General features: G+C 59.3%; 15 protein-coding genes and 1 other RNA gene. 7 read left to right on the top strand and 9 right to left on the bottom strand.

The genetic code is table 11. The features are described 5' to 3' along the window. Window positions 1-22 precede the first annotated feature (22 nt). From HNR46_RS11445 to HNR46_RS11435, 3 genes are all read right to left on the bottom strand, one after another. Window positions 23-493: a hypothetical protein gene (locus HNR46_RS11445; RefSeq protein ID WP_184018879.1), complete on the bottom strand. Its 471-nt coding sequence runs from the start codon at window positions 491-493 to the stop codon at window positions 23-25. A gap of 67 nt (window positions 494-560) precedes the next feature. Next, complete coding sequence (locus tag HNR46_RS11440; protein ID WP_184018877.1) at window positions 561-1,541, bottom strand: DUF3616 domain-containing protein; 981 nt, start codon at window positions 1,539-1,541, stop codon at window positions 561-563. Between the two features lie 53 nt (window positions 1,542-1,594). Further along, window positions 1,595-2,728 (bottom strand): hypothetical protein, encoded by a 1,134-nt coding sequence (locus tag HNR46_RS11435; protein WP_184018875.1) that lies wholly within the window; start codon window positions 2,726-2,728, stop codon window positions 1,595-1,597. A gap of 129 nt (window positions 2,729-2,857) precedes the next feature. On the opposite strand from HNR46_RS11435, the gene HNR46_RS11430 reads away from it, so the two are divergent. Next, on the top strand, window positions 2,858-3,679 hold the full coding sequence (locus HNR46_RS11430) for a glycine-rich domain-containing protein (protein ID WP_184018873.1): 822 nt from the start codon (window positions 2,858-2,860) through the stop codon (window positions 3,677-3,679). A 6-nt stretch (window positions 3,680-3,685) separates the two neighbouring features. On the opposite strand, the gene HNR46_RS11425 is transcribed toward HNR46_RS11430, so the two are convergent. The 4 genes from HNR46_RS11425 to HNR46_RS11410 all read right to left on the bottom strand — a co-directional run bounded on the left by HNR46_RS11425 (window position 3,686) and on the right by HNR46_RS11410 (window position 8,196). Further along, window positions 3,686-4,708, bottom strand: a complete 1,023-nt coding sequence (locus tag HNR46_RS11425) for an adenosine deaminase family protein (protein WP_184018871.1) — start codon at window positions 4,706-4,708, stop codon at window positions 3,686-3,688. A gap of 64 nt (window positions 4,709-4,772) precedes the next feature. Next, a complete protein-coding gene (locus tag HNR46_RS11420; RefSeq protein WP_184018870.1) occupies window positions 4,773-5,903 on the bottom strand; it encodes a glycoside hydrolase family 88/105 protein in 1,131 nt (376 codons plus the stop codon). Window positions 5,904-5,938: 35 nt separating this feature from the next. Next, on the bottom strand, window positions 5,939-6,421 hold the full coding sequence (locus tag HNR46_RS11415; protein WP_184018868.1) for a DUF2062 domain-containing protein: 483 nt from the start codon (window positions 6,419-6,421) through the stop codon (window positions 5,939-5,941). 56 nt (window positions 6,422-6,477) lie between these two features. Next, window positions 6,478-8,196 (bottom strand): FG-GAP-like repeat-containing protein, encoded by a 1,719-nt coding sequence (locus HNR46_RS11410; RefSeq protein WP_184018867.1) that lies wholly within the window; start codon window positions 8,194-8,196, stop codon window positions 6,478-6,480. 160 nt (window positions 8,197-8,356) lie between these two features. Between HNR46_RS11410 and HNR46_RS11405 the strand changes: the two genes are divergently transcribed. The 3 genes from HNR46_RS11405 to lhpI are packed head-to-tail and all read left to right on the top strand — an operon-like array spanning window position 8,357 to window position 10,967. Beyond that, the gene (locus HNR46_RS11405; RefSeq protein ID WP_184018866.1) at window positions 8,357-9,148 is read left to right on the top strand and encodes a DUF432 domain-containing protein; all 792 of its coding nucleotides are present in this window, start codon (window positions 8,357-8,359) and stop codon (window positions 9,146-9,148) included. Between the two features lie 5 nt (window positions 9,149-9,153). Continuing rightward, window positions 9,154-10,020 (top strand): mechanosensitive ion channel family protein, encoded by an 867-nt coding sequence (locus HNR46_RS11400; protein WP_184018865.1) that lies wholly within the window; start codon window positions 9,154-9,156, stop codon window positions 10,018-10,020. A gap of 11 nt (window positions 10,021-10,031) precedes the next feature. Beyond that, window positions 10,032-10,967 (top strand): bifunctional Delta(1)-pyrroline-2-carboxylate/Delta(1)-piperideine-2-carboxylate reductase, encoded by a 936-nt coding sequence (gene lhpI, locus HNR46_RS11395; protein ID WP_184018864.1) that lies wholly within the window; start codon window positions 10,032-10,034, stop codon window positions 10,965-10,967. A 14-nt stretch (window positions 10,968-10,981) separates the two neighbouring features. Here lhpI and HNR46_RS11390 read toward each other — a convergent pair whose 3' ends face one another. Continuing rightward, window positions 10,982-12,331, bottom strand: a complete 1,350-nt coding sequence (locus tag HNR46_RS11390) for a replication-associated recombination protein A (protein WP_343076035.1) — start codon at window positions 12,329-12,331, stop codon at window positions 10,982-10,984. Between the two features lie 56 nt (window positions 12,332-12,387). Here HNR46_RS11390 and can point away from each other — a divergent pair, with 56 nt between their 5' ends. Together can and ssrA are read left to right on the top strand one after the other, a co-directional pair. Next, the gene (can, locus tag HNR46_RS11385) at window positions 12,388-12,987 is read left to right on the top strand and encodes a carbonate dehydratase (protein ID WP_184018863.1); all 600 of its coding nucleotides are present in this window, start codon (window positions 12,388-12,390) and stop codon (window positions 12,985-12,987) included. Window positions 12,988-13,051: 64 nt separating this feature from the next. Continuing rightward, window positions 13,052-13,410, top strand: a transfer-messenger RNA (tmRNA) gene (gene ssrA / locus HNR46_RS11380). Between the two features lie 53 nt (window positions 13,411-13,463). Here the strand turns inward: ssrA and HNR46_RS21520 are convergent. Further along, window positions 13,464-13,709, bottom strand: coding sequence for a hypothetical protein (locus tag HNR46_RS21520; RefSeq protein WP_246418054.1), 246 nt, complete (start codon window positions 13,707-13,709; stop codon window positions 13,464-13,466). Here HNR46_RS21520 and HNR46_RS21515 point away from each other — a divergent pair. Continuing rightward, window positions 13,611-13,943, top strand: a complete 333-nt coding sequence (locus HNR46_RS21515) for a GIY-YIG nuclease family protein (protein ID WP_425491693.1) — start codon at window positions 13,611-13,613, stop codon at window positions 13,941-13,943. The two genes, HNR46_RS21520 and HNR46_RS21515, sit on opposite strands and share 99 nt — an antisense overlap. Window positions 13,944-14,005 lie beyond the last annotated feature (62 nt).

Raw genomic sequence — 14,005 nt, 5'->3', positions numbered from 1 at the left:
AGGGAGAAATTCAGGAGGAAAATCAATCGTCGTGTTCCTCGGTTTCTCGCAGGACGCGACCGGTGGAATCGGTGATCAATTCAAGGTCGGGACGGCCGCGTCGATCGATCTCCAGATGATAGGTCACTTTGCCGTCGGCAGTTTCCATGTCGACGTCGTCGAGGTGGCCCTCGCGTTCTGCTGCCAGAGAGGTGGCGAAGGCAGGGAGCTGGTCTTTGGGCAGATCCTCGCGAGTTTTGACGAGGGTTCCATTGCCCAGGACGTGGATGGCGAGGTCGAGATCACGGGGCAGTTCGACTTCGGCGATGTAGATTTCGCGGTCGCCAATGGCGATGTGTTCGACCTCTTCGATGATGCCCTCACGGGCGTGGGCTTCGATGGTGGCCCGAACTGGTGCCGGGCAGGCATCGAGACGAAGTTCGTGGCCATGATCATCGGCACGAGCAAGAACTGGGATGAGAAGAGCGGAAGTGAGGATAAGATGGAGTTTCATGGGATCAATGGATTGTATGTTGTTTGTTGTTGGAGGGTGAAAGATGGGGGGTGGGAAAGAGTGCGTTCTAACGATGGACGAGAAGGGCGAGAGGCTCGCCCGCGAGAAGACTGTCAAAGATGACGAGGATCTTGATGTGCTCAGGGGTATCTTCGAGGACCAGCAAGCCTTCTGCTTTTCCGCCATTTTCCGGGAGGGTCCCGAGGGTGGTGGTGGAATCACGGCCATCCCAGAAGAGCAGATCAAAACGCGTGTCGGGTAGGGAGATGGCGCTCTCTGGGATCTTTTTGCTCGGGGGAGCACTGGCGTTTCCTGAAACGAGGATGAAGCCTCCTTCGACGGCCACGATTTCACGAATGCCTCGACCGGCGCCGAGAGGCACACGGTGCACCGTCAAAGCCGTTGCTTTCTGGGTGAAAGCGGCATCGGCCGGTAGCTCAAGAACGAGCCCGTCGCCATCCAGGTTGGGAGCTCGGAGGCCGATGAATAGCTGGCCTTCACGAGCGGTGAGCCCCTCAATGTTGAGCCCGTTGTGCTGGAGAGGTTGGTGAAGAAAGGGGCGGAGCAGAGCGGTTTGCCGAATCCATGGTTGGAGCGAGGCACGCTGCATGGCATCGAGCTGGAGGGTGCCGTTCGAGGAGTCGGCTGGGATGCGGAAAATCGAGAGTCGGTCGGGTTGAAGATCTCCCTTTTTCTTTCCCACTCCATGGGAGCCGGTGACGTAGTAGGCGGAGGTGGTAGGGCTCCAGGCAATGCCTTCAATGTCGACTTCCGTTTTGTCGTCGGGAGTGGGGACGGGCAAGGCCACCGGGCGTCGAGATTCGATCCGATAGGCAGCCGCATCGATCACGCCCGGCTGGACATGATACATCTCGTCGCTGCCGACGAGCAATTGGGTCGGGGTGGCCGCGGCGAGGGCGCTGAGGTCGAGTGGATTTTCGAAGCCTGCCAGATGCCACGGTTCATCGAGGATCTCCATGCGGAATCCTGAAGCGGAGGCGGCGGCGACCGTGAGCGCGGCGGCGAGGGGAAGGTGAAACCGTTTCATGCCCTCGATCTACCCCGTGAAGATGACGGGAAGATGAGGGCGGTAGAGAAATCTTATCGGCGACACACTGCGCCAGCGGACCAGCAGTCTTCATCCATCAGCCAAACGGCGCTCGCATGTTGAATTTCCTGCTGGCGGAGCTTGAAGATCTGTTGCCGGCGATTGATGCGATCGAGGTCCTCAAAGCACGGTGTGGAATCTTGGTTTTCAAGACCCTCGGCCTGGGCCTGGGCATCTTTCATCTCGCGCCAATGCTGGATGAGCGATCGGACTTCATTGCGAATGGAGGAGGTCTGGAGGGTGGCGGCAGGTGCTTGCTTGTCGGATCGGACAAGGTCGTTGATTTTTTCCTGAACGATCCGAGTTCCCGGAATCGCGGGAGCGCTCGAGTCGTGACCTTTACGGAGCAGGGCCACAAGTTCCTTGGACCGGTTCAGGTGGCACCAGCGCTGCCACTCGGTGAGGTCGGGTTGACGGACATTGTCGTAGGTGGGGAAGCTCGACTTGTCTTTGACGAAGTGGACGTCGTGATACTCGGCATCAAAGAAGTTGCGGATTTCCCCCAACCACTTCTCGCGTTCGTTGCGAAGTTGGCCACGCCAGGCATCGAAGGCAGAAACGAGCTTGGGATCCGAACCTTCGGGCGGAGAAGTGGAATTGACCCGGGAGAGTTCGCGATCGATCAACTCTCCCATGCGAAGCATCTGGTGGAGCTTCACTCGTTCTTGCCGCATCTCAATCTCCGCATCGACGGAGGTCACCGTATCTTCCCAGACATTGCCTTCGATTTCGTGGGAAAGATTCTTAATTTTGCCGAGCGAAGCCAATTGTTTGGGCAGTTGGGTCGCGGGCGTGCGGATGGATTCAAGGAGCGCGTCGGGCTTGAAGACATCTCCGATGGAGAGGTCGACGGCTCCTTTGATCTCCTCGGTCATCTCGCGGACGACGGGTTTCTTCTTCTTCGCTTCTTGGTATTTCGAGCGCGCGGCGACAAAGCTGGGATTGCGCTTCTCCATCAGTTTGTCGGCCTCGCTCCAACGCATTTCGACTGTTTGGAAGGGCGATTGTGCCTTCACCTCCTGGGCATAGCGGTTGCCCTCGACGCGCGCATGTTCGGTCACCGACTCTTCGACGCGCTGCTGAACGCAGCCGGATGCCGCCACCAGCACCACGGCCATGGATGACATGGGAAAGACCTTCACCCACGCCCATACGATGACGGAGCCGATGTCTTTCGGAAAAGTTGAACAATGACGGGAACAGTTTCGCCATTTTCCGGAAGACTCGGTGGAGAAAGATGGTTAGAAGCGTGACCGATGATCGATGAATTGGAGGGTCAGCTGGAAGCTTTTGAAATGGATGATGCGGATGCGTCATTTCCGTTCAGTGCCCGATTGGCGCGGGATGCCGGGTGGTCGAGGCCTTTCGCGAAGAGGGCCATTCGCGAGTACAAACGATTTGTGTGGTTGGCGATGCGCGCCGGGCATCCGGTGACGCCCTCCGAGGAGGTGGATGAAGTGTGGCATCTTCATTTGTGCTACACCCGATCCTATTGGGATGAGATGTGTGGAGAAATTCTCGGGAGGCCGCTTCACCACGGTCCGACCCGCGGAGGTGACAAGGAAGATGACAAGTTCGCCGACTGGTATCAGCGGACTTTGGAGAGCTATCGCCACCATTTTTGCGAAGAGCCCCCGGCGGATCTATGGCCATCGGTAGATGAACGTTTTCGTCGGCGACCCCTGCGTCGAGTGGATTTGACGGAGCACTGGGTGATTTCCCGCCGTCAGGCGCGTCTTGCGCTGGGAGTGATCGGGCTCACGGGGATGGCGGTGGTTTTGGCCAGCTGCATGGGAGCGATGGGGACGACCCTGCACGCCGATTTGGGGTGGGTCATCGTGATCGTCTTCATTCTGTGCATCGTGGTTCAAGTGAGCCAATCCAAGAAGAAGAAAGGGAAGCGCCGAAAAAGGAGGCGCCGGCGCAATGACAAAGATGGCGGGGGTGGATGGCCATTCATGGGATGTGGTTCTTCGTGCGGCTCGGACGCGTCGGACGATTCCTCGGGCTGTGGCTCGTCGGGATGCGGCTCTTCCGGCTGTGGCAGTGGGTGCGGAGGCGGCTGTGGGGGCGATTGAGTGGAGCTATTCGGAGATAAAGCGGTGCCGCAAAGCACAGTCGTGGCTGAGGGCGAGCAGCGGTTCGGCGTCGCCTTCCCACTCTGCGGCAATCAGCTCGTGTTCTTTCTTGAGATTGGTATGAACGAGGTAGGGGTTGTCGGTATTGATGCAGAATGGGATGTCCCTGCGTGCGAGGTCCTGAGTGAATGAACCGAGGCAGGTGAAATCAGGAATCACCTGAGTCACGCGATTGACCGTTGGACAGATTTCCAGGCAGACCTGATCTCGATAGAGGAGAGCCAGGAGGACGTCTCGCAGGCTCCCCTCGGCTCGCCGCAATTCGATGCCGTGTCCGATGCGGTGAGGACGTACGGTTTCGAGGACGCGAAGGATGCCCTCGGGGCCGGTGCCTTCACTTTCTCCCACGTGATAGGTGATTTTTAGGCCGGCAGCGCGGGCCTGATTCATCATGGCCGCGATTTCTTTCATCCAGTCGGCATCCAGTTCGAGAGCCGAGGATTCTGGGCCCGCCATGTCGATCCCGACGACGCCATTGGCGCGATTGATGGCGCCTCGGCTACGCCATTTGATGGCCGCCTCGATGATCTGCCAATTGGCCTCGATGGAGAGGTCTCGGCCCAAAGACAAAATAATGCCCGTGGTCACGCCGTAGTGCAGCGAAGCGCGTTCCAAACCCTGAATGACGGCCAGGATGATGGCATCCATCGTGTGCAATCCGCCGCGAACACGCTTGTAGGGATTGAAGCGAAGTTCCAAGCCATCGACTTGTGCACGGCGATGGGCTTTCGCCACCACTTGGTAGGCCGAGACGCTGGCCGCGGATGGAGACGATTGAATCTCCTCGGTGACGCGAAAGTATCGGGAAAGGAAATCGTCGAGGGACTTCACCTCCGAAGTCTTCGCGGTCAGGGATTGGTGGAAGGTCGTGAAGTCGTGGTAGCGGGTCCGCAGACCATTGTCGCAGAGGATTTCCCACAGCACGGCGGAGGGAACCGCTCCGCCGAGGTGGATGTGAAGGTCGTGCATGACCCATCCAAGCGGATCGCGTACCGAAAGGCAATCGGGCAGCGGATCCGAGTGGGTTCGGCCATCAGTGGGCTTCGGCGTAGCGGGCCATTTCGGCCGCAGCCATCAGGAAGGCGCCCACACCAAAGTCGGCGGTGGAGGCGGCATCGACGACTTGGCCAGGAATGGCCTTTTCGCCAATCGGCTGGATGTAGCCGACGGCACCATTTTCCTGAAGGGAGGTCTCCATGAGGAAATCCCAGGCTTTCATGGCGACGGGCTCATAGGTTGCAGCGTCGAGGACGCCGTGACGAAGTCCCCAAAGGAAGCCGTAAGTGAAGAATGCCGTGCCGCTGGTTTCCGGGCCAGGAGCGTGGTCAGGATCGAGGATACTGCGGGTCCAGTAGCCTGCGTCCTGCTGGGAGCTGGCGAGGGCGCTCGCCATCGCCTGGTAGATGGCAAGATAGTGGGGACGGTCGGGATGATCGGCAGGCAAGTCATCGATCACCTTCGGCAATGCGGCGAAGACCCAGCCATTGCCCCGGGCCCAGAAGTCTTTCTTGCCATGAGCGGACTTGTGCTTGGGATAGACGTATTTGGCATCGCGAAAAAATAAGCCGGTGTCTTCGTCCAGCATCAGGTCGCGAGCGTAGTCGAAGTAGGTGCGAAGGTGGGTGAGGTAAGCTGGGTCGCCAGTGATTTGGTAAAGCTCACTCATGGTGGGCATGATCATGAACAGGCCGTCGGACCACCAGATGTAGTCCCGAGGTTCCGTGGTGATCTGGTAGGCGAAAACCTCCTTGGCTCTCTTGATTTTGTTTTCCTGGGGCTCGAGGCCGTAGAGGTCGAAGTAGACTTGAAAGCACACTTGCCAATCTCCAAAGAGGACATGGCGGTCATTTTCGCCGTAGTCGTAGCGCCACTCAGCGGGATTTTCGGAACGCGCCCCCTGCCAATCGTTTTTGCGGGCCCAGGCTTCGGAGAAGCTGCGGTAGGCGGGATTTTGGGTCACCTCATAGGCTTCCATGTTGCCCACGTGGTAGACGGCGCGATTCCAGAAAGCGTTGCCGTGATCAGGATGAGTTTCCTGCCAGTGATCGTTCACCCTTTCCAGCACCTTGAGAACCTCCTCATGGGAGCGAATTTTTTCGGCCGCCGTAGTCAGCGAAGTCAGACCGAGGCCGAGCAGGGCGGGGAGCAGGAATCGAGAGATCATGAAGACCTGAAAAAACCTGTCGCTGACGGGAAGAGTCAAACGGATTCGCCCCTGCCATTTGGGGGGGGAGGTGGGGCGGTTCGGGATCGTAAGGCGCGGAGGGTGAGTCCATAAGTGACCACCGCGAAGGGAATACCCAGCAGGGCAGAACCGAGGAGAATGGGGCCTCCTGTGGTGAGCATGGCGTGCCAATTGAAGAGCATCTGCGCTGGATGATGGGCGGGGACTTCGAAGCGGGCGGAGGTCAGGCGATGACCAAGGTCGTACTCGAGTCGCAGTAAAATGGGAGCAAGGGGAAGGCTGAGGTCGTGGAGAGTCACCCCGATCACGGCCGCGATCTTGTTGCCGCGCAGCAACCAGGCGAGGCCAAGTGCCAGAAGGGTTTTGAGGCCGATAAGAGGCAGGAAGCCGATGTACAAACCCGTCGCCAATCCCAGGGCGATGGCGTGCGGGGTGTCACGCACTTCCTTGAGACGCTTCCATGGGCGCTGAACCACCCGTCGAATGAAGGCAAACATGGGTTGGAGGAGATGTCCGCCCATGAAATGCCGGAATCCTCCAGAGCGCAAACCTCTCAGTAGGTCTGGGACGTGCCAAAATGACCATCGCCTTCATTCTCCCAATAGATCAGAGCCCCACGCACATCGGCGGCCAAGTCGAGATCTTCGTCGCCATCGAGGTCCCTGACGAAGAGGTAGTCGATCCAGTGGACGGAGTAGCTCGAGGAGGCGAAGCGTTGTTCGGTTTCATCGACGAATTCACGATGGCCATGGTTGATGAAGAGGCGGAGTTCGGCGCGATCGTTGAGGGAATCCGCCAAGGTGACGAGCAGGTCGCGATCGCCGTCGCCATCCAGATCTTCGGCGTCCATGTCGTAGATGGCCAGGTCTTCGGCGAAGGGGAGGATGAGGCGCTCCGCACCATAGGTGCCACGCGGATTTCCCCAGGCGATGATGCCTCCGGTAGCTTGGGTATCGCCGCCAAACGCGAGGTCGAGGTAACCATCACCATCGAGATCGAAAAACTCGCTGGTCCATATGTTCTCGTCCCACGGCAACCCGACGACTTGGCGCGAAATGGAGAAATGTCCCTGCCCATCGTTGAGCGCGATGAAATGGCGCAGGCCTTGCCAGGGGGTATTGGCCAGGAACAGGTCGAGATCGCCATCACCATCCACGTCGCCGAGGCAGCCCCCATGGTGGAAGGCGGTCCACTCCGGATAGGTTTCGACCGAGATGCCTCCCTCACCATCAGATAGCAAGACCTTGAGCGGAGCTCCGGGGAAGGGATCGGCATCGTATCCGTGATCGATGATGACGGCATCGTCGACGCCATCGCCATTGAGATCCCCAATCAGCAGTTTTCGCGCATGCGTGCTCCCGGGCATGCCATCGTGGAAAATCGAAGCGCCATCGGCAGATGAGGCGGTGTCGATGGAAAGCCGGAGGATGCCAGGGGTTTCCTCGGTCGACAGCCCCGTGCCAGGAAAGGCGAGGTAGTCGAGTTCTCCATCGCCATTGAAATCACCGTAGCCAAAGGCATGCAGAAAGTTTCCTCCCGAACTGTAGGGGTACCAAACCTCGTCGCGGTTCTCCCACCGGTAGTCCTGGGACCAGCGGGTGTAGGAGCTGGTGGCGTCGACATGAGGATCGGGTGCGAGCTGCAGGTTCTTCGGGCCAGCGACTCGCCAGAAGGCCTGGGTGGGGGAATCGAGGGCGGGAGGTGCCCAGGAAATGCGGCCGTCATCGCCAGGGAACTCAGGATCCCCGACAGGTTTCCAATCGAGCAGGTTCGTACTCGATTCAAGTTGGTAAGGAACCAGGACGTTGCCGAAGAACTGGAAGTGGCTGCCGTCATCTTTGGAGATGGCATAGGATTCGAGCCGACTGCGCTGCAGTGCTTGGTGGATGCCGGAGATCTCGCTGGAGCCTTCGCTGACGATCACAGGGAGGGAGTTCTGATCATCAAGGCCACCGCCCCAATAGCAGGGTGTCCATTCGGCATCTTCTTCGAGGATGAACGCGAGTCGAAATTCGCCTGCCGGAATTCCTTCGAGGCGGAAATCGCCTTGGGCGTCGGAGGTGACGGGAGCGAACGTGAAATCCCAGCTTTCGTCTTCTTCGACCCAACTTAAGAGGTAGATGGAGACCCCCGCGAGGGGACTTCCATTGTCTGCACGGGTGGCTTTTCCCGAAAGAGTTGCTGCCTGACCAAGGGGCGAGAAAAGGCCCATCATGAGGGCGGCCAGGGACCCAAGGGAGGCAGAGGAGGGGAGAGAACGAACAGAGGACATGGGAGAGGCTTTGGTGAACCCGCGATAGTCATTTTGGATCGGTGGAACAAGCTGGAAACCTTGATTTATCAGGCTTCCAGCGGCATTCCTGTTGGATAGCAAGGGGATGGGAAAAGACATCCGCCCTTGCCTGTCGCGCCCTTGCGAGCACATTCGGGGCATGTCTTTTCCGTCTCCGTGGCACGAGCGCACCCTCGAGGATGGCGAGTGGCTGTGTGCCGATTTCGCAGATCTTTGCATGGTGGTGCATTCCACCATGGAGGAGTGGCGGGTCGCCACCGTGGACGGAGAACGAGGACAGCGCATCAAGTCGACCGGAAGGCTCCCTGAGGATCTGGAATGGGAGCGTTGGGATCGAGGGGTCAAAGATCGCAAGCTCGCATTTCGACCGGTTTTCCCCGACCGCCCGGTGATTGTGCGGCCACGGTCTCCCTTGCATCTGTCGCCGCGAGCCAAAGCATTGTTCTATGTCGGCATTCCTGCGCGCATTGAACTCTCGGCCGATCTGGAGGGAACCCGTCGGGTGCTGTCATCGTGGCCGAGCGTCCGGCTCTCCAACAGTTGGCATGGGCTGCCGACCGCGGGGCAGCTTTGCTATGCCTCACGGACACAGGCGCGGCGCCGGTATGTGACCGATGAGTGGAAGGCCTTCGACATCGCCACGACCGTGGAGATCTCGAATCAATCGGAGAAAACGCTGCCCTTTGAGCGCTTGTTCTTTGAGACCGATCACCTGGCGATCTTTCTACATGGCTCGAAGCTGTGGTCGAATCACGCCCGAATCCGCATCACCGAAGCGGACGAAGAACTGAATGGGGTGGTGTTTTCCGCGAAACCCTACGGGGATGCGTCGGATGCGGGCCTGCTCAGCGCCGCGCGTCGAGGCATCGTTCGGCGCAGTTTCCTGCGCGCGGCATTCTCCACGGTGCTCGGAACTTTTCAGGACGATTGATGACCATGATTCCCAAGCTCGATCCCAAAGACCTCTGGATTTCGTTCATGGAGAGCGATACTCCCGGGCACCTGATGCGCGCCGTGTTCATTGCGCTGGTGGGTTTGCCTTTGGTGGCCCTGGGATCGCGGGTGCTGGCCCGCATTCTGAGAGCTCGCTTCGGCGATCAGGGCGGGCGCTTGCTGGCACGCATCCTCCGTTATGCCGGATTCATCATTGTGTGCGTCACGATTCTTCAGCAGTTCGGATTCAATCTCGCGGCAGTGCTCGGCGCGGCCGGCGTGGCAGGGGTCGCGATCGGTTTTGCCTCGCAGACCTCGCTGTCGAATTTGATTTCGGGCCTGTTCATTGTGGGTGAGCGCCCTTTTGAAAAAGGAGACGTCGTCGAGATCGCGGGCATTACGGGAATTGTGGAAGAGATCGGTCTGATGGCGTTGACGGTGCGGACCTTTGACAATCGATCCGTCCGTATCCCCAATGAAACCTTGGTGAAAACCAACGTCACCACGGTCACCCGTTACCCGATCCGTCGGGTGGATACGGAGGTTGGCGTGGCCTACGATGAATCCATCGCCAAGGTGATGGAGGTGCTGCGCAAGGTGGCGGAGGACCATCCGCATGTGTTGGATGAGCCCGCGCCTCTGGTGGTCTTTACCGGCTTCGGCGACTCCTCGCTCAACTTCTTGCTCGGGACATGGGGAGTGAAAGAGGACTACCTGACGGTCAAAAATGAGATCCCGCTGAAGATCAAGGAGGCGTTTGATCGGGAAGGAATCGAGATTCCCTTTCCCCATTTGGTTTTGGCCTCGGGGAAAGCGATGCAGGCAATCCCCGTCGACATGGGCGGGGTTCTCAAAACCGAGGCCGAGTAGTTTTTTTATCCATGAAGATCTTCGAAGAAGACCACGTCCACGCTGCGCTGAGCTATCCGGCATTCATCGGTTCGCTGCGCGAAGCATTTGCCGGTGACTTCACCATGCCTGCCCGGCAGGTCATGAAGCTCGATCCGAACTCCGAGCATCACGATGCGTTTGCCATGCTGCCCTCGTGGAACGACGAGGTGATTGCGCTGAAAGCCTTCACCTATTTCCCGGAGAATCCGGAACCCTATCGCTCTCTGTATTCCAAGATCCTGGTTTTCGACCGTCGGCACGGGGTGCCTTTGGCTCTGGTCGATGGGGCCAGCGTGACATACTGGCGAACTGCCGGCGTTTCCGCACTGGCGGCCGATGTGCTGGCGCGGAAGGATGCCGAGTCCTTGCTGTTGCTCGGAACGGGGCGTCTGGCGCCCTATTTGATCCGGGCCCATGCGAGTGTGCGCCCTTTGAAAAGAATCGCTGTCTGGGGCCGTCGACCCGAGAAAGCCCAAGAGGTCGTGGAAACGGTGAAGTCCGAATTTCCGGAAATCGATTTCCAAGTGGCGAGCGAGCTTCCGACCGCTTGCGGCGAAGCCGATGTGATCGTTTCCGCGACGGGGAGCAGCGAGATTTTGGTGCGTGGAGCTTGGGTGAAGCCGGGGACCCATACCGATTTCCTGGGCAATCACCACGCGGACAAACGTGAGTGCGATACGGAATTGGTCACGCGGTCGCGCGTCTACGTCGACACCCGGATCAATTGCTTCCGCGAGGCGGGGGAAATCCTCGTGCCCATTCAGGAAGGGGCGTTCTCCAAGGACCTCGTCATCGGAGAACTGGCGGAATTGTGTCGAGGCCGCGCGCCAGGACGGCAAAGCGATGAGGAGATCACTCTCTTCAAATCGGTCGGTTGCGCGCTCGGCGATCTTTGCGGGGCATTGGCGGTTCACCGAGCAGGCTGAAGACCCCTTCGCCCTCAGCCAGTCCCCATCTGGCTGCGCCAGTAGTCCAGGCGCTCCTTGATCCTTTTCTCAAGGCCGTTTTCGGTGGGGGAGTAGTATCGGCGTCCTTCCGGCAGATACGCCTGCGGGACGTAGCCGCCTTCGTAGTCGTGGGCGTAGTGGTACTGAAGTTTCTCGTCCTCGGTGCCACTCGCGGAGGCGAGCTTCTTGCGCGTCTGGGTCCGCAAGTGCTCAGGAACGGCTAGGGTGCGGCCTTTTTCCACATCCTGAATGGCTGCTCCGAGGGCGGCGTAAGCGCTGTTCGACTTCGGCGCCGTCGCCAAATAGACCGTGGCATGCGCGAGCGGGATGCGGCCCTCGGGGAGTCCGACGAACTCAAATGCCTGCTGGGCGGCAACGGCGACGCGCAAGGCATTGGAGTCGGCCAAGCCAATGTCCTCACTGGCCGAAATCACCAGTCTGCGGGCGATGAAACGTGGGTCCTCACCGGCGTGGAGCATCTTGGCGAGCCAATAGAGTGCCGCGTCGGGATCGGATCCGCGGATCGATTTGATGAACGCAGAGGCGGTGTCATAGTGGGCATCCCCATCGGCATCGTAGGCGATCGCTTTGCGCTGAATGCTCTCCTCGGCGACGGCGAGGTCGAGGTGAATGACGCCATCGTCGTCAGGTGGGGTCGTCAACACCGCGAGTTCAAGCGCCGTCAGCGCCTTGCGCACGTCGCCATCGGACATTTCAGCCAAATGACGCAGGGCACCCGCTTCGCAGCGCAAAGAGAGGTGACCCAGCCCGCGTTGGGGATCCGTCAGAGCTCTTTCGAGGACCGGGATCAGGTCGTTGGTCGCGACCGCTTCGAGCTGGAAGATCTGCGACCGGGAAACCAGCGGAGAATTGACGTAGAAGTAGGGATTGTGGGTGGTGGCGCCGATGAATCGCACCGTGCCGCGCTCGATATGCGGCAGCAGCACATCCTGCTGCGCTTTGTTGAAACGGTGAATCTCGTCGATGAAGAGAATCGTTGTTTGGCCACGCAGATCCCTGAACGTCCGGGCTTGGTCGATCTTGGCGCGAATTTCTGCGACGTTCGACTCGACACCATTCAGGGCCTCAAAGCGGGAGCCTGTGGTGCGGGCAATCACGTGGGCAAGGGTGGTTTTGCCGGTGCCGGGAGGGCCGTAGAAAATGAGCGAAGTGAAGCGATCCGACTCGATGGCGCGACGCAGGAGTTTCCCTTCCGCCAGAATGTGGTGTTGGCCGGCGATCTCGTTCACCGACTGCGGCCGCATCCGAGCGGCGAGGGGCCCGTCGGTCGCTGAATCGGGAGCATTTCCAGGCTCGGGGGCATTGAAGAAAAGATCGGCCACGCAGGGAGTGAAGATTGGGGATTGCGAATTGACGATTTCGGATTTCAGCTTGGGGCATGGAGAGCCTCAAGGTCCTGCTGGAAAACAACAAGTCGTGGGCGGCTGCGAAAGTGGCCGAAGATCCGGGTTTTTTCACTCGGCTCGCGGAGCAACAGGCCCCGGAATACCTTTGGATCGGTTGTTCGGACAGCCGGGTGCCAGCCAACCAAATCACCGGCCTTGATCCCGGAGAGGTGTTTGTTCACCGCAATGTCGCCAACGTCGTGGTGCAGACCGATTTCAATCTGTTGTCGGTGCTCCAGTATGCGGTCGACGTCCTGAAGGTGAAGCATGTCATCGTCTGTGGTCACTACGGCTGCGGGGGCGTGAAGGCCGCCTTGGAAGGTCAGCGTCATGGATTGATCGACAACTGGTTGCGGCACATTAAAACGATTGCCCGGCTCAATCGTGACGAACTCGATAGCTTGGAAGGGCCTCAGCAACTGGATCGACTTTGCGAGCTGAATGTCATGGCCAATGCTTTCAACCTCTCGCGGACGACGATCATTGAGGATGCGTGGTCGCGGGGCCAGAGTGTGGACATCCACAGTTGGATTTACCGACTCGACAGCGGGCTTATTTCTCCGGTCGACAAGGCGATTCTTGGCCCACGGTGACAAACTGGATTTTCCCGGTTGAACAAACCGGGGAGCGGTTCCATCATACCGCCGTTCAGCAAACGGGGGCGTTCTGGTTTCGACGGGATGTTCGACGCGCTGGCTGCACGTGGAGGTTGATCGGCTGGCCTCCTAAAAAGCCGCTCAAAACAAATAATTGCAGACTCTAACGAGCTCGCACTTGCTGCTTAATTGACAGCAACGCCTGAACCCCGACGCCTATTGAGGGGGACGGCGACTACTTAATAGGCTGGCCTCCAAGCCGGGCGACCGGGCGCGGGGGCGAGATTCAACAGGTCGCTAGGAAAAGGAACGCTGCAGACGGGCCGCTCTTCTCCGAAAATACCTGATCGTTTGCTAAACGTGTAGATGCCTGCGCTGAAGGCGTTTCGGACAGGGGTTCGACTCCCCTCGCCTCCACCAGCCTTCGCCAAGGCTTCGGCTGGCAAGCCGGGGCCTTGGCGAAGGCGGGCATTTCAGCCTGAAGACCGATGAAAAACTCCGTCTTCTCCCAGCGCTCCTCCACATCGCCAGATTCGATGCATGACGTCGATCTCCTCCGCGGCGTCGACCACCCCGGGCAGACCTCCATCGGACTGACCTCCATCGGACTGACCTTCAGTTTGAAACTCCGCCTTGCCAAACACAACGAAGGCGGCTCCCCACACACCGCGAAATACCGACCATGGAGGCTCGTCACTTACTTCGCCTTCATCGATCACATGCGGGCTGCTGAATTCGAGGCCTACCTCAAAAACCGTTTCCGGCCGTGCCTTTGCGAAAAAGCGCCTCTGGTAAGGCTTCAGCTGGCAAGCCGGGGCCTTGGCGAAGGCTGCCGGGCACCGTGTGGGCGACGCTTTGCACTTAGATCGAGCATTACCGGAAAGTCTCCGGCCCCGTTTACTTCCGCAAGTGCCAGCGCTTGGTCAGCCCCGAGCTACGCGAGGCCGAATTGATCGAGAGCTTGCCGAAGGACGGCCTGCGCCATACCTGGATCAGCTCGATGCTGGCTCCTGGC

Origin of the sequence: Haloferula luteola (assembly GCF_014201715.1) — a bacterium.
Taxonomy (GTDB): Bacteria; Verrucomicrobiota; Verrucomicrobiia; order Verrucomicrobiales; family Akkermansiaceae; genus Haloferula; species Haloferula luteola.
The sequence above is the reverse complement of the archived record's forward strand: the minus strand, read 5'-3'. Positions and strand labels throughout refer to the sequence as shown.